The sequence below is a fragment of the Vibrio sp. CB1-5 genome (assembly GCF_059412285.1).
In genome coordinates this window covers 22,079-47,701 of sequence record NZ_JBJHPB010000014.1, presented here as the reverse complement: position 1 = coordinate 47,701, position 25,623 = coordinate 22,079, and the positions used below count along the sequence as shown (strand labels likewise).

The following is a 25,623-nucleotide window of genomic DNA, read 5'->3' as shown; positions in this document are numbered from 1 at the left end:
GAAAGGATTCAATAATGAAAAAAACAATTCTCGCGACCGCACTGTCTGGCGCTCTTTTACTTTCTGGTTGTGGCAGCGACGCCACGCAAAGTGGTGAACCTACACTGCCGACTTATGAGTCGTTTATTACTACGTCCCTCGCTCAACCAACTAAGCTTGAGTTTATCTTAAACGGTGCGAACGCCACCGTACCCGTTCCAAATAACCTGCTCTTCAATGCCGTAGACGGAACTATCGAAATACCTACCGATGACAGTGCATTGTCGAACCCGCTCGCGGCTATGGGCCAAATGGATGGTTGGTCGACAACCGCAAGCTTTCTTATTCCTTTTTCTGGACAATTGGATGCTGCGACTGCAGCTGCATCAGTAAGCCTTGTTAAGATCTCAGATAAAATGACCGGCAATCCAGCACCGGAGAAAGTCCTGGTATTCCCTACCGATTATTTTGTCAGTGTATCAGGTGGTAACCTTGTGATTACCCCGACTCAACCATTAGAGCCCGCCGCTGAATACCTCGTCGCGGTCAATGACTCGCTCTTAGATACTGATGGCGAAAAAGTGGGTATGTCTCAAAGCTACGCCTCATTAAAATCAAAGTCTCGCCCCTACGAGTCAGGTGACTTAGTCGCTCCTCAGCAGCTTACCTATGGCGTTGAGGCATTAGTTGAAGGCGCGACCACATTAGCTGGTAGTCCAGTTAGCGCAGAAAGTATTGTGTATTCTGCTTGGTTTAGTACCCAATCTGTTGGTGCCACGCTTTCAGGTACCAAAGGCATGCTTGCTTTAGCCCAAGGTGCCGATTACAGCTACGCAGATATCTGGAAAGAAGGCGCAAACCCAAACGGTGAAGCCGTTGAAACCATTGGTCAAATGACATTTGGCCAAGGCGCAGACTACGCAGAAGTGTTGGCAAACGATACCAATTTCACTAGGTACATAGCGACAACTACCGAGCAACAAATGTTGATTGGGTTTTATAACTCAACAGCACCTGGCACCGTTACCGTAAGCCGGGGTACCGTCAAGCTTCCACACTACTTAGAAAAAGGGGCAAATTGGAATACTCAACCGTTTGAGTCTGCGTCAACAAGCTTCGCTATCATTAACGATGCCGTTTCCGATGATGCTGAACAGAATAACTTCGCTCAGCAATTAGTAAGTTACGGTATCGACCCAGAAGAGTTCTTGGCGAACCCAGCATCAAAACTCCCAGATATCATGGGATACACGTTCACCAAGCTTGACGGCTCTCAATACGACGCAGACCGTATTGTCACTCAATACTCGCCTGTTCCATCAATCAAGTCGATTGAAGAAGTGAATTACCTGCTCTTCACCCCTACTGACAAGGTTATGAAAGGGCTAGTTATCTACCAGCACGGCATTACTTCAGCTAAAGAAAACAGCTACTTCTTTGCCAATAACCTGGTAGCCAGTGATTATGCTGTCATTGCCATTGACGCGCCGCTCCATGGTGACCGTAGTCTAGACGACCAACGCTCGGCGAATGCGAACGTTTTGGCTTATATGAATCTGTCGGTTTTACCGGTAGCACGCGATAACATTCGTCAATCTATGCTGGATCTCATCGCGCTTCGTTTAGCATTGGGCACCAATCAAGCAGCGCAGCAATTTGGTTCAAGCACACTCGCAACACTTCCTTCATTGGCAGACTCAGCTACAGCGCCGAGCTTTATCGGTCACTCATTAGGCGGTATCTTGGGTGCACCTGCGGTTGCCCAGTCTAACACTGCGTTGGGCTCTCCCGTTGATGCTTTCTTCTCATTTAAGAACTCATCATTTGTGAATTCAGGTGGTCAAATCGCTAACTTATTGTTGGGTTCTGCAGCCTTCGGCCCAGTTGTCACACATAACGTCGCACTTGGCGGTGTACCTGGCTACGCAGCATTTGCGGATGCCAATTGTGGCACTCCGGGCACTCTAGGTTACGAGCAACTATGTCTTAATGCTTATGAGGCTGATAATGCCGCTAACTACCCAACGCTTATCAGTGCGACCTCGCAGTTTAGTTTTGCCGCGCAAACAGTGTTGGATACTGCTGATCCTATCAACTATGCCATGACATTGAATGCGAGCAATACCCCTGTTTACATGGCTCAAGTTCTTGGAGATTCGACGGTACCAAACAATGTTCTTGGTCCAACAGGGACACCACCGACTAAGTATGCTTTGTATTCACCGCTTGCAGGTACTGAGCCAATGGCTAAAGCCTTAGAGTTGACTGAGATAGTGAAGACCGACGGTCCCGGAATAAAAGACAAGCCTTTTGTAAAATTCGATGCTGATGGTCGCCACTCTACCTATGTTATTCAACAAGGAGATGACGACGTTCTCCATCATCAAGAAATGCAGAAGCAAGTCATATACTTTGTGGAAAACAGTCAGGCAGCCGTCTCTGATGCAGATGTACTACAATAGCCTCCATCCCTAAGGCAAAAGCACGGTCTCGACCGTGCTTTTTTTATGCCCAAGATCACACTTTTTCGTAAAACCATGTATAATGCGCGGCTATCAATCCAGTGATACTAAAATTAAGTACCACATCATCTTAACCATCAGCTTATCGGCTGCTGGTCATATCAAAATAAGGTATATGTATGTCTACTGAAGCAACCATGCTTGAACGCTGCGAAAACAAATGTGAACTTTGTGCTGCCGAAGCGCCACTCACGCCATTCGCCGTTGCGCCTCATACACAAATCACGGTTGATCATGCGATTATGCTTTGCGACACATGTACGAGCCAGATTGAAAACCCAGAAACTATGGATGTGAACCACTGGCGTTGCCTAAACGACAGCATGTGGAGCCAAGTTGCCCCTGTTCAAGTGATGGCGTGGCGCCAACTTAAACGTCTATCTGCTGAAGGCTGGGCTCAAGATCTTGTCGACATGATGTACATGGACGAAGAAGTAGCAAAATGGGCTGAGCTTGGTCTTGATGAAAACCAGGAGAAACCTCGCGACGTGAACGGCGTTGAACTTAAAAAAGGTGACGACGTAACGGTAATCAAAGATCTACCAATCAAAGGTTCTTCTCAAGTCATTAAACAAGGTACTGTGATTCGCGGTATCAGCGTTAACCCTGACGATCCAAAGCACGTTCAGGGTAAAGCGAACGGTCAAGCGATGTATGTTATCGCTGAGTACTGCCGCAAGAAGTAATCTATACCCTGGTGTTAACTAACATCTCGATCAGAAAAGCGACCTTCAAGGTCGCTTTTTTATTCACTTCAATTCACGCTCTAATCGACATTCAAAACAGTCATTACCGCCGCATGATCCGAGCCCGTAATTTCCATGACTCGCTCTCTTTGGCATATCGGTGACCTATCACTATTCTCATTACTTACCCATAAGTGGTCTATCGCGACTATCGGGTAAGTTGGTAAATGCCAGCGCTTAAGAAACACAGGCCAGCTGTGGATGGGCGCTGTGTGAAACATAGGTAGAAATTTATCGAAACGGCGCGTTGTACTCGCGAGGTTAAAATCTCCTACTACTAGATTGAATGTTAGCGGAGAACGAAGGGCTAACGTTTCTATTTCTGCCAGCATGTCATTTCTCTCATTCCAGTGTTTCTGGTTTCTTGGAGACGGTGGGTGAGCCGCTATCACCATGACATCTTGCTCAAATCGAGTTTGCCAAACGAAACTAATGAAAGCATGACCAGCCGTAGTACGGTGAGTTGTCATGCCATAAAGTGGTGTCTTACTTAATACCATTTGCCCGCTCGGATAACCAACCCGAATCTGACCACCATAGTAATAGGGATAGCTGCGAAACAAGGCTTCTAGTGCTTGCCCATGCCTTGGCGAGACTTCTTGAAGAACAACCATGTCTGGCTGAGCCTGATTTACATAATCAATCAGAGAGGATAATGATGGGTTATCAAAAAACACATTATATTGCAGAACTGATAATCGATTAGTAGCACAAGCGCTTTGGTTGATGGATATGTTGCTCATTCCGAGCGTAAAGAGTAATACCGTAAGCAAGAGCCCTGTAAACACAAGCCAGTGGCGCATCATTAGAAATATCAGCGCCAACAAACCGAAATAGATGGTGAATAAAGATAAGAAAGCAGCAAGGTTCTCAAGCTGCCAGGAAGGTTCGAAAAATCTTAGATAAACGGCAAGAGGTAACGGCAAAAGAACAGCCAACAGTGCAAACACTCGTACCATACTTGTCCCCCACTACCCTGATAACTCCTTCCATTTCATTAGGATAGTCGCTGGTGGGACTATTCACCGCTTTTTCTTACCACTATTTGTAACAGGACTATTGCTCTTCGCTTTGCTCGTTCACGTCAAACTCAGACAATAGCAGACCAATTTCAATCGCATCTAGCCACTCTAGCTCGTGTTCGTTGATGTCTTTTTCCATACTCATATTCCTTAATCATGTCTGTGCGACAATGTAGTCACGCTATATGACATTAATAAGAAACCCAACTCGCTCTTACCATTTCCTTGAGCAAAGTCATCGTTAAACGATTGCTTCGCGCTTCAATCTCCCACTGTAAATAATTATTTACACAAGTATAAACATTATCGTACAAAGTACTTGATCGTTAGCTTTTAGCACTGCATAATCCCATCATTAATAGAATTAGCGTCTACAACATCAGCCAAAATAGTTTACATATCGCTAATTACCATCAATACGTAAAGAATTATATACAATGCAATCAAAAGTTCTCGGAAGCACTCTCATCATCGCCGGCACCACCATAGGTGCAGGTATGCTTGCCCTTCCCATCGCCTCTGCCGGCATCGGCTTTGGTACTTCTCTACTATTAATGGTTGGTCTGTGGGCGCTCATGGCTTATACCGCACTACTAATGGTTGAGTTACACCAATATGCCGACCATTCGGCGACACTACATACGCTTGCAAAGCAGATCCTAGGCAAGAAAGGTAAGTACATAGCCAGCTTCGCGATGCTGTTTTTGTTCTATGCATTGTGTGCGGCATACATTGCAGGAGGAGGCGGTCAATTTGCTGAGCGCTTAGAAATGGTATTTGGTCTTTCTCTATCATCAACCACAGCAACCGTAGTGTTTACGTTGATCGTCGCATTGACCGTCACTGTTGGTACCCATGCGGTGGACAAACTGAATCGAGTGTTGTTTACCATCAAGCTGATTGCCATGGGCAGTGTGCTTTTCTTGCTAGCACCGAATGTGACTCAAGGTTACTTAACCAGCCTTCCTCTCCAACAAGGATTAATTGTTGCGGCTATCCCAGTGGTCTTTACCTCATTTGGTTTCCACGGAAGTATTCCGGCGATTGTTAACTACCTTAAGGGGGACACCGCTTCGCTGCGTAAAGCCATTCTTATCGGTTCAAGCCTACCGTTGGTCATTTACGTATTTTGGCAACTCGTGACACTAGGCGTTGTACAACAACAAACCTTGGTTGAAAATAGCGGTTTATCTAACTTGATTTCACTACTTTCAAGCACCGTTCATGTCGAGCGATTAGCGACGATTATTGGTGTATTTGCAGACTTAGCCTTGGTGACTTCGTTTTTGGGTGTGAGTTTAGGTTTGTTTGAATACTTGCGAGATTTGGGCCGTAAAGCATCAGCAGATACATCAACTGACAGCGCGTTTGCTCATCGTGCTTTAGCGGCACTGATTACCTTTTTGCCACCTTTATGCTTTGCCCTGTTCTACCCACAAGGCTTTATTATGGCATTGGGATACGCGGCAATCGCCCTAGCCATTCTGGCGATATTTCTACCAACCGTCATGGTGGCAAAAACTCGTAAGGTTAGGTTAGACCAGGCTCAATCTACGACGCACTACCAAACCGGTGGTGGGCAAATTGCGCTTTACGTCGCAATGAGTGTCGGCCTGGTTATCGTTGTAGCTCAATTACTTGTAAGCTTTCATGTACTACCAAGTCTCGGCTAGTTTTAGTGATCAAAATCACAGCATTAGTGTATGCCTATAAAGACATTGCATAAAAAGTCGATATCATACCCATTAATTAAGCCCCTCTGGGGCTTTTTCATGTCTATTCAATAATAACAATATCACTCACGGAGCCGCCCATGAGAGAAGTACAATTTAGAAAAATCGATGCGTTTTTTATTAAGCTGTCGATCAACGACAAAGTATGGATTGTGTTTGCACTGTTTTTTGCAGCACTCACCTACTCGTCTGTCGCCCGTTATCAAGACGCTGTCACCAGTTCTGAATCTCAAGCAATCAGTCAGGTCGAAGCAAGCCTCAATGCTTATCTCGATGCGGCACATGCTACGGGTGATATGACTTTACTTAACAAGATGGGCGTGACAGAGGGATATTCTCAGTCCTCAGGCATCAGCAATGGTACCGTTTCTGCTAGCGCTAAAGGTAGTGAAGGCAAGAACTACTCACTCAGCGTTTCGATGAAAAATCAACTTGAGCAAGCGAAATCTGACGCACTAACTAGTTTGGCGCTAACCTACCTATGGGTGATTCCATTTGGTATTTTCAGCTACTGGCTTGCGACATTCCTTGGCGGCGCACTTTACACGCTATATACAACGGTAAACAAAATCGCAGATGGAGACCTAACTTCGCGTCTGAACTTTGTCGCTGGACGTGATGAGTTTGGTACTATCGGTGTCGCCCTAGACCAAGCAATGGACACGTTGACTGAGCTTGTTACCACAGTTAAAAACTCCGCGACTAGCTTAGAAGAAACAGCCTCTTCTTTTCATGAAGAAATGGCGCGCAGTAACAGCCAAATCAACAATCAATATGCTTCTTTGGATTCCGTCGCGACGGCAATGGAACAGATGACGGCTTCTGCACAAGAAGTGTCTAACATCTCTTTGCAATCAAATCAGCAAGCAGAAGAAGATAGCAAACAAGTTGAGCAGAGCTACCAACGTGTGCAACAAGCTATTGCGGATATCAACCAGCTGTCTGCCTACATCGAAGAAGCCTCGCACTCTGTTGCTGCATTGACCGACAACACGACACAAATCAACGAAGTGATCACCACGATCAATGCGATTTCAGAGCAAACTAACCTACTCGCTCTCAACGCTGCAATCGAAGCGGCACGTGCTGGTGAGCAAGGCCGTGGTTTCGCCGTGGTAGCGGATGAAGTTCGCACCTTAGCCAGTCGTACTCAGGCCGCCACTGTTGAAATTCAAGCAATGATTGAAAAACTGCAATCTGAAAGCCAAAACATTGCAGAGATCACCCAACAAACCGTTGAGCAGGCACAATCTAGTAGCAGTCTCATTGGTGAAATTGGCGGTGATGTTAACTCAATTGCTGACTCTTCACGTGCCGTTATGGATATGAGTACCCAAATCTCGACGTCAGCTGCAGAGCAAAGCAGCGTGGCATCAGAAATTGCCACAGAGCTTAGCGATATTCGTACCCAATCAGCAACCATTCGTGAAGTTGCAGAAAACAGTGAAATTGGCGTAGCGAACCTATCGAAAGCAACGAAGGTGCTAAGCGAAGTATTGACTCGCTATCGCACTTAACTAAAAACACGCCCAACGACAATGCGCTCTTAAACAACTAGAGCGTTTTATTCAAAAGAATGTTTAGCCATAAATCCAAATAGATCAGTTCATCTGGTCTATTTTTTATGCGAGCGCATTGATATAAGTGATGATTTCGAGTCATTCACTGATATTAGTGATATAAGTCGCATTACCTCGCCTAATTCAAGGGTAATGTAAGTGAGTTCCACTGAAGAGTATTACAATCATAAAAACCAGCCTATCCTCCACAACAAGAGGGGTTTTATGAATAAAACCAAACCTTCGCATCAACCGCTGGGTCTATGTCCAGTGTGTGGATCTGATGAAGGACTATTATCTGAAGATGCAGAGACATTTATATGCGCAGATTGTGGCTACTTTACCCGCCAGTTTTCTCATCATAGTCTTGTGGTTTACCAGAGCACCCATTTTCAAAATCATGTTCCACGCATCAAACATATCCACTTGATGCACTGACGTTTCGCTGTTGCTACTACTCTGCCTTCTCGATGTGTTTAATTACTTCACTCATCGAGGTTAGGCAAGTACTGGAGTTTTGCTGATAATCACACGACGAAGCGAAGTGGATGGTTTGAATCCCCGCCGTAATGCCCATCTTCACGCCTTTAGCCGTGTCATCAATGTACAAGCACTCGTCAGGCAGAAAGCCCATCATGGTCACTGCATATTGAAGCAAGTCCGGCTCCGGCTTCCAGCTATTAGCATCAAACGCCGAAATCACACGATTACTAAAACGCTGTTCTAGTCCCACTGTCGCCAACATCTTTTTGGCTTTGTGAGTAGGACTATTTGTGACCACACAATATTCAATACCGGATTGATCTAAAAAATCGAGCAGCTCAACGGCTCCTTCCATTGGTCTTAATTGCTCTTCAAACAGACGTTGGGTTTGCTCGCGATAAATAGGCTCTAACAGGTCGAGTGATACGTGGCTCCCCGCCAGTTGTTGAGCAGACGTCAATACGTCGGCAATTTTTCCGCCAACAAAGTTATCCATGACGGCGTCTAACCTAAGTGTCACCCCAACTTGCTCAAACGTTTCTACTATCGCAACACAGCACAAACGCTCGCTATCAACCAAGGTTCCATCACAATCAAACAATACACATTTAATACTCGCCATTATGTATTCAACGACCTTTTGCACTTAATTTTCGTTGAATATTAATACACTTCGGCGAATCAGAAGGCGATGGAATCGAAAGTTTGGATATTTGAAGAGAGCAAAATTCGAAACTCAGTGATTGATCACCGTTTTTCTAACCAAACCTGTGAATTAGTTGCAATCTGGGCACTTTGTATTAGAGAAGCGATACTGGCCGATACATTCGCCTCGTTCCAATCACCGGAAAGTGCGATATCTGAGATCAGCACCGTCTCCCCTTCTGTCGATACCATGGCCGCTGCTGCAACCTCTCCACGCTCAAAACCAACGTACAACGCGTAACTAGGCTCAACGATGATCTGCGTGAGAAATTCGACAATAAGTTGCTGGTGATCATCATTTGCCCAGCGTTTGGAATGTAACAGTGAGAACATAATGGTTAGCCGATGAAAATCGACCAAATGCCATTCAATATTAGTTGTTGAGTCACTGGGAGCTTCAAACGGTTCCAAGTAACAACTAGAGATTGCACCAAGGTAAAGTTCGCGACCTTTGAGGCTCTCTTTGGTTGGATACCCACCTTCTACTTGGCTAGCCAGCCATTGATTCTTTTCGTTGTGGAGGCGTGTGGCTATGTCTTTCATATTAATCCTATTCGATTTTTCGGGTAACCTTAGTTATGGTATACAAAAGCCTAATTTAAAAAGGAATCCTTTATGCTTAAAAAGCTTTTGCTTGTCCCGCTTGCCACATTAGCCCTATCGGGGTGTGGTGACAAAGAGGTGGGCGATGTGTCGCTCGGTATGTTCACATTAAAAGATATTAAACTCAACACTCTTGATGACCCAATTATCACTGGCGTTACGTGTCACGTTGCCAGCATCGAGGCCGATTTGAGCCTGGCCGATCCAAGTGACAGCTCTATCTCATGCCGCCAAACAGGCGAGATCACGCCTGAGATGATTGCTCAAATCGACAAATCAAAGTCTGGCGAAGTGGTGTTTAAGAAGTCCAAAAGTATCTTTTTCAAAAGTATGAAGGTTCGTAGGATTTATGATGCGGACAATCAAACCCTGATGTATCTGTCATATTCAACCAAAGAAACATCAGGCAGCTTTAAACACAGCTTGTCGACCGTACCCTTGTGGGGAACTAAAGCTTACGTAGAATCTCCGGTAGACGTTCAACAGTAGTCCTCGACATATAGTCAGCTCTTTTCTTTAGAGCTGACTTTTTAATGGCAGGTACGTTTCAACTTACATCGTTCACACTCGGTAATATGGCCTTGTTTGTCACAAAAGACCAACGTCATGTTTTTTCCTTCCTTTTCACGTTTCACCGTCATCAACGCCCCATCCGCTTGAGCGACAAGTAAGCCCGTGTTTCCTTCAGTAAGCTGTGAAACACCAAGACTAATGTTAATAGAGAACTTTTGCCCTTCTGAAGACACAAACTCATGTTCAGCAATGCTGGCACGAATTCTCTCCGCCACCTTATAAGCAGCAAATAACGAGGTCAGCGGTAACAGCAAGGCGAATTCATCACCGCCAAAACGAAAGCAATAGTCTTCTTCGCGTACCGATGATTCCATTAGCTTGGCAACGTTTTTAAGGACGTAGTCTCCAATGCTGTGACCATAGCTGTCATTGATATGTTTAAAATTATCGACATCCAGCATGACGTAGCAAAGTGGCTTGTTGTGGCGTACGTGAGCTGCAATTTCTCGCTTTAATTGCAACTCCAAGTAGCGGCGATTGTAGACGCCAGTCAGGACATCTCGAATAGCTAAGTATTCATATTCATCTCGCTTAGCAATAGACTCTGAAATGTCGATCGCCAAACCGAAAATTCCCGCCACATTGCCTTCGTCGTCATAAATCGGTGTTTTCAGAATTTGATAGTGATGGGTCACACCATATATATCCGTGCTTTTTTCAACTTGTGACAGCGATTCTCCTTCGAGCACTTTTCGATCGTGTTGAATAAGATCATGGCACTGTTCAAGGTCAAAAAACTGGGTGTCATCACCGCCAACAATGTCTTCGGCAGGTTTACCAAACAAACGCGACACTGCGTCGTTAACGTAGGTGTAGCGCACATGTTGGTCTTTGACAAAAAAGTAGCAATCTAAACGACTTAGTACCGCTCTAATTTCGTCGACTGTCAGATTTTTCATATCCATAACCTGCGTCCTCTACCTTACCCTAGCATTGAACAGTATTGCATATCGACACACTTTCCGTATGGCAATCGGTTCAATTTGTGACCGCTGACCTAGGTAGCACGCACCCCAAAACTAAAACAACTCACAAACTCAATGCAATTTCATGAAACACAGATAAACTTCTTGTGATATCATGCCGACAAATTTTGAGCCGCTAGCTTTTTATTATGAAATTTCCTGGACAACGCAAGTCAAAACACTACTTTCCTACCAGCAAGAAAGACCTTTCGGTCAGTCAAGCGCAGTCAGCGCCTAAGCTGTACCGTCCAACGATTGTTGGTGTCGGTCAAACCATCGTTGATATCGAAGCACGAGTTGATGATGACTTTTTAGCGAAATACGACTTGAGTAAAGGACACTCACTTGTGCTTGAGGAGAGCAAAGCGGACGCTCTTTATGCAGAACTCGTTGAGAAAGAGTTGATCACTCACCAGTTTCCGGGTGATACGATTGGCAACACACTACACAACTACTCGGTTCTCGCTGATAGCAAATCAGTATTGCTCGGTGTGATGTCAAAAAACATCCAAGTCGGCTCTTACGGCTATCGTTACCTTTGCCGCACATCTTCACGAATGAACCTAAATCATTTGCAGACTGTAGATGGCCCAATTGGTCGTTGTTATACCTTGATCACAGACGACGGCGAACGCACTTTCGCTATCAACGAAGGTGAAATGAACCAACTGCGTCCAGAAAGTGTTCCTGAATCGGTATTTAACAAAGCGTCAGCGCTTGTTGTATCTTCGTACTTGATGCGTGGTAAGCCTGAAGATCCAATGCCACAGGCCGTTGCACGCGCCGTAGAAATCGCAAAACAAAAGTCGGTACCAATCGTACTTACGCTAGGTACAAAGTGGGTAATCGAAGGTAACGAGAAGTTCTGGCAAGATTACATCCAAGAAAACGTGACTATCTTGGCGATGAATGAAGAAGAAGGTGAAGCATTAACTGGCTTTGCTGATCCATTACAAGCCGCTGATAAAGCGCTAGATTGGGTCGACCTTGTCCTGTGTACTGCAGGCCCAGAAGGTCTTTACATGGCAGGTTACTGTGACAACGTCACTCTACGTGAAACCACCCATGACTTGCTATCATCTGAGCAGTTCAGCGATTTCAACCAGTTTGAGTTCAGCCGCGCTATGCGCAAGCAAGACTGTACTGATCCGCAAAAAGTGTACTCACATATTGGCCCTTATCTTGGCGGTCCATTAGAAATCAAAAACACCAATGGTGCTGGCGATGGTGCCCTCTCTGCATTGCTACACGATATGACAGCTAACTCATTCCACAGCAAGAATGTAGCAGACTCAGACAAACACGTTGCACCATGTTTAACATATTCGTCGCTATCGCAAATCTGTAAGTACGCGAACCGTGTAAGTTACGAAGTACTTACCCAGCATTCTCCTCGACTAACGCGCGCGCTACCTGAAAGGGAAGACAGCCTCGAAGAAGAAGCGTACTGGGATCGATAAAAAAGGGCTTCGGCCCTTTTTTTGTTTCTAAATCAGACAACTATTGAGAAACTGGTTAATATTAGTACAGGAGGCTAAATGTTTAGCTTTACAAAGCATATTTAACCAGTATTATCCTGACGCAAACGTTTTCCTCAATAATTTTGTGGCTTTAAAGGACCGTTAATGCTTTCCGATATCGATATCTGTCGTACGACGTCACTCTCCGCTATTTCTGACATTGCCGAGCAAGCAGGCTTGCTTGAGCATGAGTATCATCCGCAAGGTTATCACAAAGCTAAAGTTACTTTAGATGCGGTTTCTCGCCTTAAGGACAACCGTGACGGCAAGCTAATCGTTGTTACTGCGATTACCCCAACCCCGCTGGGTGAAGGAAAAACCGTAACAACTATCGGTTTATCTCAAGGTTTGAAAAAGCTCAACAAGTCGGTGATGGCTTGTATCCGCCAGCCTTCTATGGGCCCAATTTTCGGTGTTAAGGGTGGTGCTGCTGGCGGTGGCTATTCGCAAGTTGCGCCAATGGAAGAGCTAAACCTTCACCTGACAGGTGATATCCACGCCGTTACTGCTGCGCACAACTTGGCTGCAGCCGCTATTGACGCGCGTATCTACCATGAACAGCGTCAAGGATTTGAAGCGTTTGAAAACCGCACTGGATTAAAAGCGCTGAAAATCGATAGCAAGAATGTGGTTTGGAAACGTGTTGTTGACCACAATGACCGTGCCCTGCGTATGGTGACGGTTGGTCAAAACGAGGTTAACAAGACCATTAATGGTTATGAACGCCAAGATGGTTTTGATATTTCTGCTGCGTCTGAACTGATGGCTATCTTAGCGCTATCTAAAGACCTAAAAGACTTACGTGCACGAATCGGTAAGATCGTTGTCGCCTACTCCATCGACGGCACACCGATCACAACAGAAGATCTACAAGTTGCTGGTGCCATGGCAGTGAGCATGAAAGAGGCGATTGAGCCGACTCTAATGCAAACACTGGAAGGCGTACCTACGCTTATCCACGCTGGACCATTTGCAAATATCGCCCATGGTAACTCTTCAATCATTGCGGACAGCATCGCCACTAAACTCAGTGATTTCACTGTTACCGAAGGCGGCTTTGGCTCTGATATGGGTTTTGAGAAAGCATGCAACATTAAAGCTTCAGCGACAGATAAAAAACCTGACTGTGCGGTAATCGTCGCGACACTTCGTGGCCTAAAAGCTAACTCTGGCTTGTATGATCTCAAACCGGGTACACCGATCCCAGATAGCATTTATGGCGAAGACAGTGCTGCACTTGACGCCGGCTTTGAAAACCTAAAGTGGCACATCAATAACGTTGCCAAGTATGGTGTTCCATCTGTCGTCGCAATTAACCGCTTCCCTCAAGATAGCGAAAAAGAGCTTGCTCTACTCAAAGAGTGGGTAGAAGCACTCGATAGCAATTGCGGCGTTGCAATCAGCGAAGGCTTTGCCAAAGGCGGCGAAGGTACTGTCGCTCTGGCTGAAAAAGTGATTGAAGCATGTGAAACAGAAGCTAACTTCAAACCACTGTATACATCTGAGCAAGCCATTGAAGAAAAACTCATGACGGTATGTGAAGTTGGCTACGGTGCGGCACGTGTTACGCTCTCCTATCAGGCTCAGCAGCAGTTAGAGATATACAAGAAACACGGTTTTGATCATCTCGCCGTTTGTTTGGCGAAAACTCCGCTGTCTATCACGACCGATGGCAGTATCAAAGGTGCCCCAACTGGCTTTGATGTGGTGATTCGTGAGTTGCGCTTATGTGCGGGTGCAGGCTTTGTTTACGCACTTTGCGGCAATGTAATGACTATGCCGGGTTTGCCAGATAAGCCAGCCTTTATGAGTTTAGACCTTGATGACGATGGCAACATTGTTGGGCTAAGCTAGCGCTTTCAATACGTTATTGACAGTCAGATACCAAAAAGCGACAGATTCACCGTCGCTTTTTTAGTATTTCTAGATTACTGAGCAACAATCAGTGTCAGTTCCACTCGGCGATTGCAGGCTTTACCAAACTGAGTAGAGTTCGTGCATGCCGGAACGTATTCCCCGTAGCCTCGAGTATAGATCATCTGCTGTGGGACTTTATTACCCACCAGCGCTCGTTTTACCGATTCTGCGCGTTTATTTGCCAAAGAATCATTCAGTTTCACTGTCCCCGTATTGTCGGTATGACCACCAATGACAACATCCACCCCGGTTTGATTTGATAAAAAGCTAGCGAGCTGACTTAACCACTGAGCAGAACCATCAGCGACATTGGCTGAACCCGTGTTGAAATGAATTTTCTGTTTGAGACGAATCATGACGTAGTCACCGGGAATCAGTTCATAATCCAAACCGTGATTAACCAGATATGTTTCCAGTTCATCCCATGACTGAGTTCGATACTGACCATTTGGGCCGCCTACTCTCGCGCTCGACATGATCGGCGCCTCTGCCCAATCGGCGTGCATGACATCGCTCTCTCCACGAGGCGCTGTCTCTAGCATCGCTGGGAACATTTTACTTGTGGTTGCGGACATCGAACTGCACCCTGACAAAATGATCGCAGCACTACCCGTTACAGCAAAAGCTACGATTTTTTTCAGTTTCAACATCACCCACTCCTCACTTTTGAACTTACCCTTTTATCGACCGAAATAGTCAAAGCTTTACAATAAATCTTTCGTCTTTTCTCCTCTTGTGTGGTCCACTCATTCAACGTTACACTCTTTGGGTTAAATTCATTTAGAAGCATTATCATGTTAAAAACACTTTCTAAGTCATTCTCTATATTAGCGCTGGTTGTAGCTATTGCTGCATGCAGCGAATCATCTACTCCTGTCGAAGGCAAACAATATCGTACGCTGGATACCAACTTATCGACATACCGCCTTCCACAAATCACTGAAATCTTCTCTTTGAGCTGTGGCCACTGTCGCAATCTAGAGCCAATGCTACCCGCTTTAGAAGAACAAACGGGTGAAAAGCTTGGTAAACTGCACGTTATGTTCAATGACAGTGCCAAGATTGCCGCGATGATTTTTTACACTGCGGTAATGCAGTCGGAAAACGGTATCGTGCCGGCAGATATGAAAGATAGCCTTTTTGCTTTGGTTCAAGATCATGATCTAGATGGAGAAGCAAAGAAAGCGGAACTCGATCGTATTTTCCACTCTCGTGACATGGTAAGCCCATACGAGCTCGATAAAACGCAGCAAGAGCAATTATTCCGTTATCTAGAAGTCGCGGAGTCAGTCTCTATTGAAGCGCAAATAAATGCGGTACCGACATTTATCGTAAACGGTAAGTATGAAGTCATGGTCTCTGGTCATCAGGGAATCGATGAAATTGCCGAAACTATTAATTACCTAAAAACTAAATAGAAGGAAAGATTGTGTCTAAAATTCTTATCCCTGTTATCGTTCTGCTGCTGGCAGCTTTCATGATTTATCGCACTTGGAACAACAGCAAAGCAGGTGAAGAGAACTTCCAACAAGGTCAGGCATTTTTGCTTGAAAATGCTAAAAAAGAAGGTGTGATCAGCACTGAAAGTGGCCTTCAATATGAAATCCTTCATAAAGGTGAAAATACCGAAACCCCAACGGCTAAGAGCAAGGTAAAAGTGCACTATCACGGTACGCTAATCGATGGCACCGTTTTTGACAGCTCCGTTGATCGTGGAACACCAATCAGCTTTGGCCTTAACCAGGTAATCAAGGGCTGGCAAGAAGGTTTGCAATACATGTCGGAAGGCGATAAATACCGCCTATACATTCCTAGCACACTAGGTTACGGCAAAGGTGGTAGCGGACCAATTCCCCCTTCAGCAGTATTAATTTTCGATGTTGAGTTACTTAAGATTCAGTAGACTTACATCTGTGTAAGCGCATAACTAAAACGCCCTATCGTCATCGATAGGGCGTTTTTCTTTATGCAGGGTAAAACTCAAAGCTGCTTTCAGCCACTAAATAGCAATCCATTCCTGCCGCGTGCGCAGCTTGCAACCCCAGCTTTGTGTCCTCAAAAACAACGCAGCGTGAGGCTTGCTTGCCCATTTTCTCCGCTGCCATCAAGAAGGTGTCTGGATTCGGCTTATGGCTGGTCACCTCGGTTGCCGACACGATACAGTCAAACGCCTCCAACACACCGGCTTCAGTAAGCAGCTTTATTGCAGAGTCACGCTGGCTGCCGGTACCAATGGCCATCGGCTTCTGGTCTCGATATTGCTTGAATACTTCATAGGTATGCATGATTGGGGCACCATGAAACGGCAATGTAGCAAACGTCTCCATTTTGAAAGTCGATACTGTTTGCTGATCCAAACTCAGGCCATAGCGTTGATTTACCTCACCAGCAATCTTATAACTCGGCATGCCACCAAGCGAATGCAGCCAAGTACGATCAAATGGAAATTCAAAGTGTTCAGCTGTTAACTCCCATGCTTTTACGTGGTTCGGCATAGTGTCCAAAAGCGTACCATCCATATCAAAAATAATTGCGTCGTATTTTTCTAGCTGTAACAAGATGTTAACCTCTAATGTTCATTTTTGTGCTCTAAAACCTACACCGTTCGCTAAAGAACGCCACCTCATAACCGATATAAATATCAATAAAGGGTTTCATTAGGTTGCTTTATATGCACTCGATTCCATTTCTTCTTCTTGCTATTGCAAATGAAGACTAAAAATCAATAAGTTGCTATATTGCGCACCCGAAAAGGTTCCAAGTTCAGATAATAACAAAACTTTGCGTCTACTGATCCCTCTTCAGTCACGGCGTTTCAATACGGATAGATAATTAGTTAAGGCTCATTATGAAGATTAAGCATCAACTTCTACTCTTAGGATCGCTGTCACTGTTGGCGATACTTGCGGTACTGGGCACCAGTACCTACTTCGCCCGCACCGCTGACAACCTCTCCAATGCGGCTACGCAGCTTGGACAGCTAGAAGTCACACTTCTCAATCTTCGCCGTAACGAAAAAGATTTCTTACTCCGTAAAGACGAAAAGTACTTAGATAAGTTCAATTCGAATGCAAGGTTGTTCATTGAACAAAAAATCGCAGTAGAACAAACTCTTGAAGCATCAAATGTTCCACTGCCAAATCAACTCGATAAAGAGTTGGTCGATTATCGTAGCGCTTTTACCGACTTGGTCGCAGCCTATAAAGCGCTGGGCTTGACGTCGAATGACGGCATCATGGAGGAGTTCAAACAAGAACTAGAGAGACAGCAGCGCAACAATCTGACTCTATCTCTTGTCGAATTAGAAAAAGCGGTGCTTACAGGTTCTGCTCTCTCTTTTGATAAAAGTGGCGTCGCGACGCTAGATCGACTAGGCCAAGAAGTGTTAACGCAACGTTCCATCATTGGTTTTAAATACGACCAAGGCTTGCTAGGTGAAACCCGTAGCCGCTCTCATAGTATTGAATCCGATTTCAAAGCCTTTAATCAAACCGTTCACAACGCGTTGGATCAAGCGATTGGTACACTAACGACAATTAAGTGGGTTATTTCCGGCGGGCTTATCTTTGCAATCGTCACTTTAATAGGCATTATCCTTCGCTCCATCAGCCGTGATGTTGATACGCTGCAAACCAATATCTCCACTATCGCTCGCACTAACGATCTGACGCTGCATGTGCCATCAGAAGGAAAAAACGAAATCGCTTCGATTGGTCGTGCGGTCAATAGCCTACTAGATAGTTTCAGAGCACTGGTCGCCGATACGCAACAGCAATCTAGCCAACTCAAACACAGCAGTAGCAACATGAGCTCTGAGCTGCAAAATGTTGTTGAACAATTCCATAGCCAAAGCGATCACACCAATACAATGGCAGCTGCCGTTCAACAAATGGTGACCACTATCGATGAGATCTCTCAAACAACGCATAAAGCAGCAGATGTCGTTAACCAAGCCGCAGACAACTCTCAGCAAAGCCGTACTTTTGTTGATGACACAGTGAGCAATATTCAATCACTGTCTGCCGTACTCGCTGAAAGTAATGATGAAATTCGCTCATTGAGTGACCATGTAGGCAAAATTGGTGGTGCGGTACATATCATTCAAGATATTGCTGAGCAAACCAACCTTTTGGCGCTCAATGCTGCCATCGAAGCGGCGCGCGCAGGTGAGCAAGGTCGAGGTTTTGCCGTGGTTGCTGATGAAGTTCGAGCATTAGCAAGCCGAACTCACCAATCTACGGAAGAAATCACCAATTTGGTGACAGCCATTCAATCTCAAATGACCACAGTGGTTGATGATATTGAGCAGTGCAATACACAAGGCGCAGCAACGCTATCCGCTTCAGCCAAGTTAGATACAGCACTGCAACAAATTTCTACTGACATGTCCGAGATCCAAGCAAACTCAGAGCAAATCGCTGCAGCTATTGAAGAACAAGGCATAGTCATGAACCAGGTTAGCGAGTCGATTACCGAACTCAATGAGATCTCCACTGACAACATGAGCAATGCCAATACTTGTATTGAAGAAGTACAAAAGGTTTCAGGCCAAACTCAGCATATGGATGATGTTGTATCGAGCTACAAAATCTAGTCTTAGCTGCAACACAGAATAACCTAACCGAGCCTTTGCCCCGCGCAAAGGCTTTTTCTTATTATCAACAAAATCTAAAAACTGTTTACTAACCGAGCTTCTTGGTGAGATACCTTCTATCGCCTAATCTATAGATGTTCACTCATCAGGAGACTACGCCCATGCAAAAACACTTTTATTGACGGGCGCAACAGATGGTATTGGCCTAGAAATAGCAAAACCAATAATCCACAGAGTTATTTTTTCACCATGACTAACTCATGATCCATGAGTTCTTTAACAAATGGTGACGGTGACGATTGATAAGTGATCCACACTCGACTTTTCGCACGGGTCATGCCCACATAAAACAATCGTCGTTCTTCTGCATGAGGATACTGGTCCGAGCCTTTGGTTAGAGCATCATTTAAGTGAGTGAACTTGCGCTTGGCCGGGAACTGCCCTTCATCGGCATTCACAATTATAACAAAATCGGCCTCTTTACCCTTACTCGAGTGGCAAGTCATAAACTCCAAAGAAAGATTAGCAAATCGCTTCTGCCAATCATTAAACAGTTCTGGTCTGTGGTAATGATTACGGCCAAGCAGTAGAACCGATTTGGCACTCTTTGCTTTACTGTTGATATCATCGAGTATCTTCTCTACTCGATTACCATGTTCAATTACAACCGCTTTTTGCTTCACAGTTTTGTGGCTTTTTATTTCTTTACTGATTTGTGCAGGATTAGCCTGAATAAAATCTGACGCCACTGCACAGAGTTTGTCACTAAAGCGATAGGTGGTATCGAGTAAATGCACCGATGAATGAGGGAAACGATCGCTAAACTCGGTGGTCAAATCCACATCGGAGCCAGTAAACTGATAAATAGACTGCCAATCATCCCCGACAGCAAACAGCGAGGCTTTATTATCTGGCTGCTCACATAAAGATTGCACTAAGGCTAGGCGATCGGGTGAGATATCCTGATACTCATCAACCATGATGAACTTCCACGGCGAAGTGAACTTTTTCGAATTCACTCGCTTAGTGGCATTGGTGATCATCGAAGTAAAGTCGATCTGATCGTTGTCTTTGAGCATCTTCTGCCAAGCTTGATAGCATGGCCAGCATAATGCTAGCTCACTATTCAAGCGCGTATATTCAGCATCATCGATGAGTTGCTCTTGAATCGCTTTTTTACTCAGGCCCGTTGCGATCAACTGGTCGAGCTGCTGTTCTAGCCATGCGATTAACTTGGGGTTTTCGCTCTGACTGCCAAGCTCTTCATCACCTTTTAGGTAAGCTATAGGCCATTTGGATAAGTGCTTTTGCCAACGCTTAAAGTTGGTGGGCGTCATCCAATGTTTTTTCAGCCAGTCAATACACCACCCGTTTTTCTTTGCTGACTCTGTAGCGAGCGGCGTAAGTTTCGGCGGTTGGATTTCTGTCTCTTTGAGGATTTGTAGACCAAGCTGATGGAACGTCAGTACCGCAATGTCATCAGCAGTTTTGCCAAGCTTTCTCTCTAGTCGTTCACGCATTTCGTTAGCAGCATCACGGCCAAAAGCAACAAGGAGTATCTGCTCTGGTTGTGCTAAATGACTTTGCAGCAAGTACGAAACCCTTGCCATTAGCACACTGGTTTTGCCTGAACCAGCCCCTGCTAAAATCAAATTCTGATCATTGTTGTGCAAAACGGCCATTTGCTGTGAGTCATTCATTGGCGACGATTCTGACTGTGTAAACAGAACCTGCCAATTTTCACGCTCGTCAACCAACCAATTGGTATTGCGCTCTACCAATGATTGTTGCGTTTCATCTAGCCACGGCAATAACTTTTGGATTCGATTCGGCACAGTACGCATCGCTTCAGAGATAGACATGTTCATCTCCAGAAACTGACTGTTCACCTCATCTACCCACCCAGTCATCATTGAATGCGGTAAGAACTGAGGTAGCGTACGCAATCTCGTCAACTCCTGCTCCCACTTTGGTAAGTAGGTTTTAAGCATGGCACTTTGTTCTCGATGCCAGTTTTGGTAAACCGCCACAGCTTGCTTGGCAAAACGCTGCGCTTCTTGCCATGGCAAACCTTGTACGACCCAACAAACCTGCTTATCGTCACTCTCATGAGCATGAACTGTAATTGAAGACCAGATCAAGCCACGCTTAACGCTGAGCTTGCCGCTCCATTCACAGAAAGGTATTCGGACCTCCGCTCGAACAGAATGCAGTACTAGGGAGTGTGCTTGCAGTTCAATGGTTCGGAACTCGTGTTGAGTAAAGATTTCGGCGGTAGGAGTAGCGGTTAGCAGCATGATAAATCGAAATAACGGATATTCATTGTGAGTTATAGTAGTCAGTCTACTGTATCAACTCGCTAAATCCATCCAAGTTTATGTAATAAGTGTGAAAAAGAATCCAAATAAAAACGCTCCCAGTCGTTGGGAGCGCTTTTTATCATCACTTTACTTGTTGGTCGGTGTCTGCAGCTTTTGCATGACCTCATCCAAGTTAAAGCTTGCGGCTTTTTGCCTTGGCGGATATTCTTTGAACGTCTCTAGGAACTTACCTACATACACCTGAGCGGGTACAAGAAGATAAACTCTATCCAGCATCCAATCATAGTAAGTGTTAGATGTCACATCTGCGACTTCATAAGGATCCATTCTCAAGTTGAAAATTTTCGGTACACGTAGCGTAACAAACGGTTCTGCCCAAATCTCAAGTGTTCCCTGAACGCGCTGCTCCATAAATACCACTTTCCAGTTGTTATAGCGCAGTGCGGTGAGATCGCCATCATCAGAAAAGTAGAAAATTTCCGCACGCGGAGACTCTTCGGTTTCACCGGTTAAATACGGCAGAAAGTTATAGCCATCTAAGTGAACCTTAAAGCTCTTGTCACCGGCTTGGTGACCTTTAAGTAGCTTCTCTTTCACATCTGGCTCACCCGCAGCTGCAAGGAAAGTTGGTAACCAATCCATGTGGTGCATAATGTTGTTGGACACACTACCCGCTTCGATTTTGCCAGGCCACTTAACCATTGCAGGCACTCGGTAAGCCCCTTCCCAGTTGGTGTTCTTCTCTCCACGGAAAGGTGTAAGACCGGCATCAGGCCAAGTGTTCATATGTGGACCATTGTCCGTGGAGTAAAACACAATGGTATTGTCTTCAATGCCAAGCTCGTCGACTTTCTTAAGCAATTCCCCAACATGGTTGTCGTGCTCAATCATGCCATCTGCATAAAAGCTGATGCCTGATTTACCCAAGTTGCCATCTTTAACATGAGTACGGAAGTGCATGCGTGTCGCGTTCCACCAGACAAAGAAAGGTTTTTTCGCCGCAACAGCACGATCCATAAAATCGAGCGCGGCGGATAAGGTCTCTTCATCTACCGTTTCCATGCGTTTACGCGTTAAAGGCCCTGTATCCTCAATTTTGCCATCAGCAAATGATTTGATGACGCCTCGAGGGCCAAACTGTTTACGAAACTCTGGATCTTTTGGATAGTCAATATTTTCTGGCTCTTCCTCGGCGTTCAAGTGGTAGAGGTTACCAAAAAATTCATCAAAGCCATGGGCGGTGGGTAGAAACTCATCTTTATCACCCAAATGGTTTTTACCAAATTGCCCGGTCATATAGCCGTGGGGCTTAAGTAACTCTGCAATAGTGGCATCTTCCGCTTGCAAACCTAAATCTGCCCCAGGAAGACCGACTTTACTCAGGCCTGTGCGAAGTACGCTTTGACCTGTGATAAATGTCGAACGCCCAGCCGTACACGATTGCTCCCCGTAATAATCGGTAAACATCATGCCATCTTTAGCAATAGAATCGATGTTGGGCGTCTTGTAACCCATTAAGCCAAAAGTGTAAGCACTGACGTTGGATTGACCAATATCATCCCCCCAGATAACGAGGATATTGGGCTTATCCTCGGCATACGCACTTGCTGAAACACCAATTAACGCGGTAGCCAATACAGCTAAGCTCCGCTTAAACCTTGTTGTCGTTGTCATGTAAACCTCTACGTTAGTTGGTTGCATCCTGCCCATTAACATATAGTCGCTAACATGCATAACTACCACTAACACAAAGACTTTTCTTTAAAACGTCACCAACGAATTTAAACGAGTAATTTGACAATAATCACACAGCGTTCGGTATCGTTATCCACGTTGATTCCAGACATTAACTTTAAAGATCAGAGAGTTAAATCCGCGTTATAACTTTTCTTTATAGTCTCTATAAGAGGACTTGCGTTCGTGACTCGCCTAAAGTGCCAAGCATACAGATACCCGATGGTGTCTTGTTCAAATCCAATAAGTTAAAAGACGATGGAGTCTCGAATGGCGAACCACTTAAGTAAGATTGCAATGGGCGTTGGCCTAGTTGCAACCTCTTCAGCAGCAGTTGCAGCCGACCAACCTAATATCCTAGCGATTTTTGGTGATGATGTTGGTTACTGGAACATTAGCGCATACAACCAAGGCATGATGGGCTACGAAACCCCAAACATTGACCGTATTGCTAATGAAGGTGCCCTATTTACTGATCATTACGGTCAGCAATCATGTACTGCTGGTCGCGCGGCATTTATTACTGGTCAAGAACCTTTCCGTACAGGTCTACTTACTATCGGTATGCCGGGCTCAACTCACGGCATCCCTGACTGGGCGCCAACCATCGCCGATCTTTTGAAAGACCAAGGCTATGTCACTGCGCAGTTTGGTAAGAACCACTTAGGCGACCAAGACCAACATCTCCCTACTCAACACGGCTTTGATGAGTTTTTTGGTAACCTTTATCACCTTAATGCCGAAGAAGAGCCAGAAACTTACTACTATCCAAAAGACCCAGAGTTTCGTAAAAACTACGGTCCTCGCGGTGTGATCAAGTCCTACGCAGACGGCAAGATCGAAGATACAGGCCCTATGACGCGCAAACGTATGGAACACGCGGATGAAGAATTCCTAGAGTCTTCACTGGCATTCATGGAGAAAGCAGTTAAAGCGGATAAGCCTTTCTTTATTTGGCACAACACCACTCGTATGCACGTTTGGACTCGCCTACAAGAGAAATATCAAGGTAAATCAGGTATCTCTATCTATGCTGACGGAATGCTAGAGCACGATGACCACGTAGGTATCTTGCTAGACAAGCTGGACGAGTTGAAGATTGCTGACAACACTATCGTTATCTACTCGACCGATAACGGTGCAGAAACGGTAAGTTGGCCGGATGGCGGTGCAACCCCATTCCATGGCGAGAAAGGAACAACGTGGGAAGGCGGTATGCGTGTTCCTCAGCTTGTTCGCTGGCCGGGTACTATTGAACCGGGTACCAAGATCAACGAAATGATGGCTCACCAAGACTGGTTACCAACATTACTTGCAGCCGCTGGTGTACCAGATGTGAAAGAGAAACTAGCAGAAGGTTACAAAGCGAACGGCAAAGACTGGCGTGTACATATCGACGGCTACAACTTCAAACCATTCTTCGAAGGTAAAACGGACGAGGCGCCGCGTGAATCGCTACTTTACTTCACTGCAAACGGTGAGCTAAACGCCGTACGCTGGAACGACTGGAAACTGCACTTTGCAACGCTAGAAGGCAACATTACTGATGCGGTTCGATTTGAGCCTAACTGGCCGAAGATCATTCACCTACGTGCTGATCCATTTGAGAAAGCACCTCACGAGTCTGGTATGTACCTACGCTGGATGGCAGACAACATGTGGCTATTCGTACCGATCCAAGACGTACTAGGTGATTTCTTCAAGACGCTACCAGACTACCCTATGCAGCAAGGTCAGATGATGAACCCAGCGGCGATTGATTACCAATCTTTGGGTCTGAAAGGCAAGATGCACCAGCTTGACCAACTACAGAAACAAGTTGAGCAAATGAAATAATGCTTCGTTTGGAACAAGCAATCTAAAACAAGCGCTATAAAAAAGGCCAGTCACTAATAAAGTGACTGGCCTTTTCTTTTAGGTTTCAATTAAACGTAATACGCTTCAACTGTACCTTTAAGTTTGATCAGCATAGGTTGACCCCAACGGTCTTTCGCTTTTGGAGAAGGGATTTTAACCCAACCTTCGCTGATGCAGTATTCTTCAACGTCTGTACGCTCTTTACCATTTAGGCGAATGCCAATTTGGTGTTCAAAACACTCAGCCACGTGATGTGGGCTACGAGGGTTGCCTGATAGATGATCTGGTAATTCTGGCTTTGCGTTGTCGCTCATGGTGATAACCTGAATGAGTTAGTGAAAAGTGGCTCATTGTAGTCAATACCTCCCACCTGCTCAACTAGTCTCTAACGATGTCACGCGATTTTCATGCACAGCATCTACAACATTGAGCATTAATTCATCAAACTGAGCAATTAACAACCCAGAAAAACCCCAGTCAATCTACATAATCCTCTATGGTCTTGGTGCCGCAAACCTGACAGACCCGGTGACACGAATAGGCATGGGTGGAAGTCATTAATCCACCAAACACCCAACCTTTTAGTAGGTTGGCCAAAAACACGCTGTTGTCTTGTGAATGTTCGCCTTCCGCTAGTGCCGGTTTTTCAACCAGCACCACAATGTGCTTCGTTTCAGCACAACATACACTGCATACACAGTTTTCAATCCTTTGCATGAAGGCACTCCTGAAAATCAAACTGTTGATTTGTGGGTCGATTGTAATTCAACCACACCACAAACCATGTTAA

Annotated in this window: 21 protein-coding genes; 11 read left to right on the top strand and 10 right to left on the bottom strand. The window is 45.3% G+C overall.

Annotation, left to right across the window (positions count from 1 at the left end; genetic code table 11):
* The first annotated feature begins 14 nt into the window (after positions 1-14).
* Positions 15-2,441, top strand: a complete 2,427-nt coding sequence (locus ACJB0T_RS11745) for a VolA/Pla-1 family phospholipase (protein WP_479293567.1) — start codon at positions 15-17, stop codon at positions 2,439-2,441.
* Positions 2,442-2,620: 179 nt separating this feature from the next.
* A complete protein-coding gene (locus ACJB0T_RS11740; protein WP_479293568.1) occupies positions 2,621-3,187 on the top strand; it encodes a PhnA domain-containing protein in 567 nt (188 codons plus the stop codon).
* Between the two features lie 80 nt (positions 3,188-3,267).
* Here the strand turns inward: ACJB0T_RS11740 and ACJB0T_RS11735 are convergent, their stop codons facing one another.
* The gene (locus tag ACJB0T_RS11735; RefSeq protein ID WP_479293570.1) at positions 3,268-4,206 is read right to left on the bottom strand and encodes an endonuclease/exonuclease/phosphatase family protein; all 939 of its coding nucleotides are present in this window, start codon (positions 4,204-4,206) and stop codon (positions 3,268-3,270) included.
* Positions 4,207-4,706: 500 nt separating this feature from the next.
* Between ACJB0T_RS11735 and ACJB0T_RS11730 the strand changes: the two genes are divergently transcribed.
* Complete coding sequence (locus ACJB0T_RS11730; protein ID WP_479293572.1) at positions 4,707-5,942, top strand: aromatic amino acid transport family protein; 1,236 nt, start codon at positions 4,707-4,709, stop codon at positions 5,940-5,942.
* Positions 5,943-6,082: 140 nt separating this feature from the next.
* Positions 6,083-7,519, top strand: coding sequence for a methyl-accepting chemotaxis protein (locus ACJB0T_RS11725; protein WP_479293574.1), 1,437 nt, complete (start codon positions 6,083-6,085; stop codon positions 7,517-7,519).
* A gap of 496 nt (positions 7,520-8,015) precedes the next feature.
* Here ACJB0T_RS11725 and ACJB0T_RS11720 read toward each other — a convergent pair whose 3' ends face one another.
* The gene (locus ACJB0T_RS11720) at positions 8,016-8,666 is read right to left on the bottom strand and encodes an HAD-IA family hydrolase (RefSeq protein WP_479293576.1); all 651 of its coding nucleotides are present in this window, start codon (positions 8,664-8,666) and stop codon (positions 8,016-8,018) included.
* Positions 8,667-8,791: 125 nt separating this feature from the next.
* Positions 8,792-9,292, bottom strand: coding sequence for a hypothetical protein (locus tag ACJB0T_RS11715; protein ID WP_479293578.1), 501 nt, complete (start codon positions 9,290-9,292; stop codon positions 8,792-8,794).
* A gap of 72 nt (positions 9,293-9,364) precedes the next feature.
* Between ACJB0T_RS11715 and ACJB0T_RS11710 the strand changes: the two genes are divergently transcribed.
* The gene (locus tag ACJB0T_RS11710; protein ID WP_479293579.1) at positions 9,365-9,841 is read left to right on the top strand and encodes a CreA family protein; all 477 of its coding nucleotides are present in this window, start codon (positions 9,365-9,367) and stop codon (positions 9,839-9,841) included.
* A gap of 41 nt (positions 9,842-9,882) precedes the next feature.
* On the opposite strand, the gene ACJB0T_RS11705 is transcribed toward ACJB0T_RS11710, so the two are convergent.
* A complete protein-coding gene (locus ACJB0T_RS11705) occupies positions 9,883-10,830 on the bottom strand; it encodes a sensor domain-containing diguanylate cyclase (protein ID WP_479293580.1) in 948 nt (315 codons plus the stop codon).
* A 209-nt stretch (positions 10,831-11,039) separates the two neighbouring features.
* Here ACJB0T_RS11705 and ACJB0T_RS11700 point away from each other — a divergent pair, with 209 nt between their 5' ends.
* Both ACJB0T_RS11700 and ACJB0T_RS11695 read left to right on the top strand, forming a co-directional pair.
* Positions 11,040-12,350, top strand: coding sequence for an inosine/guanosine kinase (locus ACJB0T_RS11700; RefSeq protein ID WP_479293581.1), 1,311 nt, complete (start codon positions 11,040-11,042; stop codon positions 12,348-12,350).
* Between the two features lie 165 nt (positions 12,351-12,515).
* The gene (locus ACJB0T_RS11695; RefSeq protein WP_479293583.1) at positions 12,516-14,264 is read left to right on the top strand and encodes a formate--tetrahydrofolate ligase; all 1,749 of its coding nucleotides are present in this window, start codon (positions 12,516-12,518) and stop codon (positions 14,262-14,264) included.
* Between the two features lie 74 nt (positions 14,265-14,338).
* Here ACJB0T_RS11695 and ACJB0T_RS11690 read toward each other — a convergent pair whose 3' ends face one another.
* Positions 14,339-14,977, bottom strand: a complete 639-nt coding sequence (locus tag ACJB0T_RS11690) for an OmpA family protein (protein WP_479293585.1) — start codon at positions 14,975-14,977, stop codon at positions 14,339-14,341.
* Between the two features lie 144 nt (positions 14,978-15,121).
* On the opposite strand from ACJB0T_RS11690, the gene ACJB0T_RS11685 reads away from it, so the two are divergent.
* The gene (locus ACJB0T_RS11685; protein WP_479293587.1) at positions 15,122-15,745 is read left to right on the top strand and encodes a thioredoxin domain-containing protein; all 624 of its coding nucleotides are present in this window, start codon (positions 15,122-15,124) and stop codon (positions 15,743-15,745) included.
* 11 nt (positions 15,746-15,756) lie between these two features.
* Positions 15,757-16,230, top strand: a complete 474-nt coding sequence (gene bamJ / locus ACJB0T_RS11680) for a BamJ family beta-barrel-assembly machinery protein (RefSeq protein WP_479293589.1) — start codon at positions 15,757-15,759, stop codon at positions 16,228-16,230.
* 61 nt (positions 16,231-16,291) lie between these two features.
* Here the strand turns inward: bamJ and ACJB0T_RS11675 are convergent, their stop codons facing one another.
* A complete protein-coding gene (locus tag ACJB0T_RS11675) occupies positions 16,292-16,888 on the bottom strand; it encodes a beta-phosphoglucomutase family hydrolase (protein WP_479294542.1) in 597 nt (198 codons plus the stop codon).
* A 287-nt stretch (positions 16,889-17,175) separates the two neighbouring features.
* On the opposite strand from ACJB0T_RS11675, the gene ACJB0T_RS11670 reads away from it, so the two are divergent.
* A complete protein-coding gene (locus tag ACJB0T_RS11670) occupies positions 17,176-18,921 on the top strand; it encodes a methyl-accepting chemotaxis protein (protein WP_479293590.1) in 1,746 nt (581 codons plus the stop codon).
* Positions 18,922-19,157: 236 nt separating this feature from the next.
* Here the strand turns inward: ACJB0T_RS11670 and helD are convergent, their stop codons facing one another.
* Positions 19,158-21,218 (bottom strand): DNA helicase IV, encoded by a 2,061-nt coding sequence (gene helD / locus ACJB0T_RS11665; RefSeq protein WP_479293591.1) that lies wholly within the window; start codon positions 21,216-21,218, stop codon positions 19,158-19,160.
* 150 nt (positions 21,219-21,368) lie between these two features.
* A complete protein-coding gene (locus tag ACJB0T_RS11660) occupies positions 21,369-22,943 on the bottom strand; it encodes an arylsulfatase (RefSeq protein ID WP_479293593.1) in 1,575 nt (524 codons plus the stop codon).
* A gap of 303 nt (positions 22,944-23,246) precedes the next feature.
* Here ACJB0T_RS11660 and ACJB0T_RS11655 point away from each other — a divergent pair, with 303 nt between their 5' ends.
* Positions 23,247-24,812 (top strand): arylsulfatase, encoded by a 1,566-nt coding sequence (locus ACJB0T_RS11655; protein WP_479293594.1) that lies wholly within the window; start codon positions 23,247-23,249, stop codon positions 24,810-24,812.
* Between the two features lie 89 nt (positions 24,813-24,901).
* Here ACJB0T_RS11655 and ACJB0T_RS11650 read toward each other — a convergent pair whose 3' ends face one another.
* Complete coding sequence (locus ACJB0T_RS11650; protein WP_112477983.1) at positions 24,902-25,147, bottom strand: DUF3297 family protein; 246 nt, start codon at positions 25,145-25,147, stop codon at positions 24,902-24,904.
* Between the two features lie 163 nt (positions 25,148-25,310).
* Positions 25,311-25,550, bottom strand: coding sequence for a hypothetical protein (locus ACJB0T_RS11645; RefSeq protein WP_479293596.1), 240 nt, complete (start codon positions 25,548-25,550; stop codon positions 25,311-25,313).
* Between the last annotated feature and the right edge of the window lie 73 nt (positions 25,551-25,623).

Excerpts from the sequence above, each read along its gene's own strand:
- ACJB0T_RS11745 (WP_479293567.1), top strand. The coding sequence starts at position 15 with ATGAAAAAAACAATTCTCGCGACCGCACTGTCTGGCGCTCTTTTACTT.
- ACJB0T_RS11740 (WP_479293568.1), top strand. The coding sequence starts at position 2,621 with ATGTCTACTGAAGCAACCATGCTTGAACGCTGCGAAAACAAATGTGAA.
- ACJB0T_RS11735 (WP_479293570.1), bottom strand. The coding sequence starts at position 4,206 with ATGGTACGAGTGTTTGCACTGTTGGCTGTTCTTTTGCCGTTACCTCTT.
- ACJB0T_RS11730 (WP_479293572.1), top strand. The coding sequence starts at position 4,707 with ATGCAATCAAAAGTTCTCGGAAGCACTCTCATCATCGCCGGCACCACC.
- ACJB0T_RS11725 (WP_479293574.1), top strand. The coding sequence starts at position 6,083 with ATGAGAGAAGTACAATTTAGAAAAATCGATGCGTTTTTTATTAAGCTG.
- ACJB0T_RS11720 (WP_479293576.1), bottom strand. The coding sequence starts at position 8,666 with ATGGCGAGTATTAAATGTGTATTGTTTGATTGTGATGGAACCTTGGTT.
- ACJB0T_RS11715 (WP_479293578.1), bottom strand. The coding sequence starts at position 9,292 with ATGAAAGACATAGCCACACGCCTCCACAACGAAAAGAATCAATGGCTG.
- ACJB0T_RS11710 (WP_479293579.1), top strand. The coding sequence starts at position 9,365 with ATGCTTAAAAAGCTTTTGCTTGTCCCGCTTGCCACATTAGCCCTATCG.
- ACJB0T_RS11705 (WP_479293580.1), bottom strand. The coding sequence starts at position 10,830 with ATGGATATGAAAAATCTGACAGTCGACGAAATTAGAGCGGTACTAAGT.
- ACJB0T_RS11700 (WP_479293581.1), top strand. The coding sequence starts at position 11,040 with ATGAAATTTCCTGGACAACGCAAGTCAAAACACTACTTTCCTACCAGC.
- ACJB0T_RS11695 (WP_479293583.1), top strand. The coding sequence starts at position 12,516 with ATGCTTTCCGATATCGATATCTGTCGTACGACGTCACTCTCCGCTATT.
- ACJB0T_RS11690 (WP_479293585.1), bottom strand. The coding sequence starts at position 14,977 with ATGTTGAAACTGAAAAAAATCGTAGCTTTTGCTGTAACGGGTAGTGCT.
- ACJB0T_RS11685 (WP_479293587.1), top strand. The coding sequence starts at position 15,122 with ATGTTAAAAACACTTTCTAAGTCATTCTCTATATTAGCGCTGGTTGTA.
- ACJB0T_RS11670 (WP_479293590.1), top strand. The coding sequence starts at position 17,176 with ATGAAGATTAAGCATCAACTTCTACTCTTAGGATCGCTGTCACTGTTG.
- helD (WP_479293591.1), bottom strand. The coding sequence starts at position 21,218 with ATGCTGCTAACCGCTACTCCTACCGCCGAAATCTTTACTCAACACGAG.
- ACJB0T_RS11660 (WP_479293593.1), bottom strand. The coding sequence starts at position 22,943 with ATGCAACCAACTAACGTAGAGGTTTACATGACAACGACAACAAGGTTT.
- ACJB0T_RS11655 (WP_479293594.1), top strand. The coding sequence starts at position 23,247 with ATGGCGAACCACTTAAGTAAGATTGCAATGGGCGTTGGCCTAGTTGCA.
- ACJB0T_RS11650 (WP_112477983.1), bottom strand. The coding sequence starts at position 25,147 with ATGAGCGACAACGCAAAGCCAGAATTACCAGATCATCTATCAGGCAAC.
- ACJB0T_RS11645 (WP_479293596.1), bottom strand. The coding sequence starts at position 25,550 with ATGCAAAGGATTGAAAACTGTGTATGCAGTGTATGTTGTGCTGAAACG.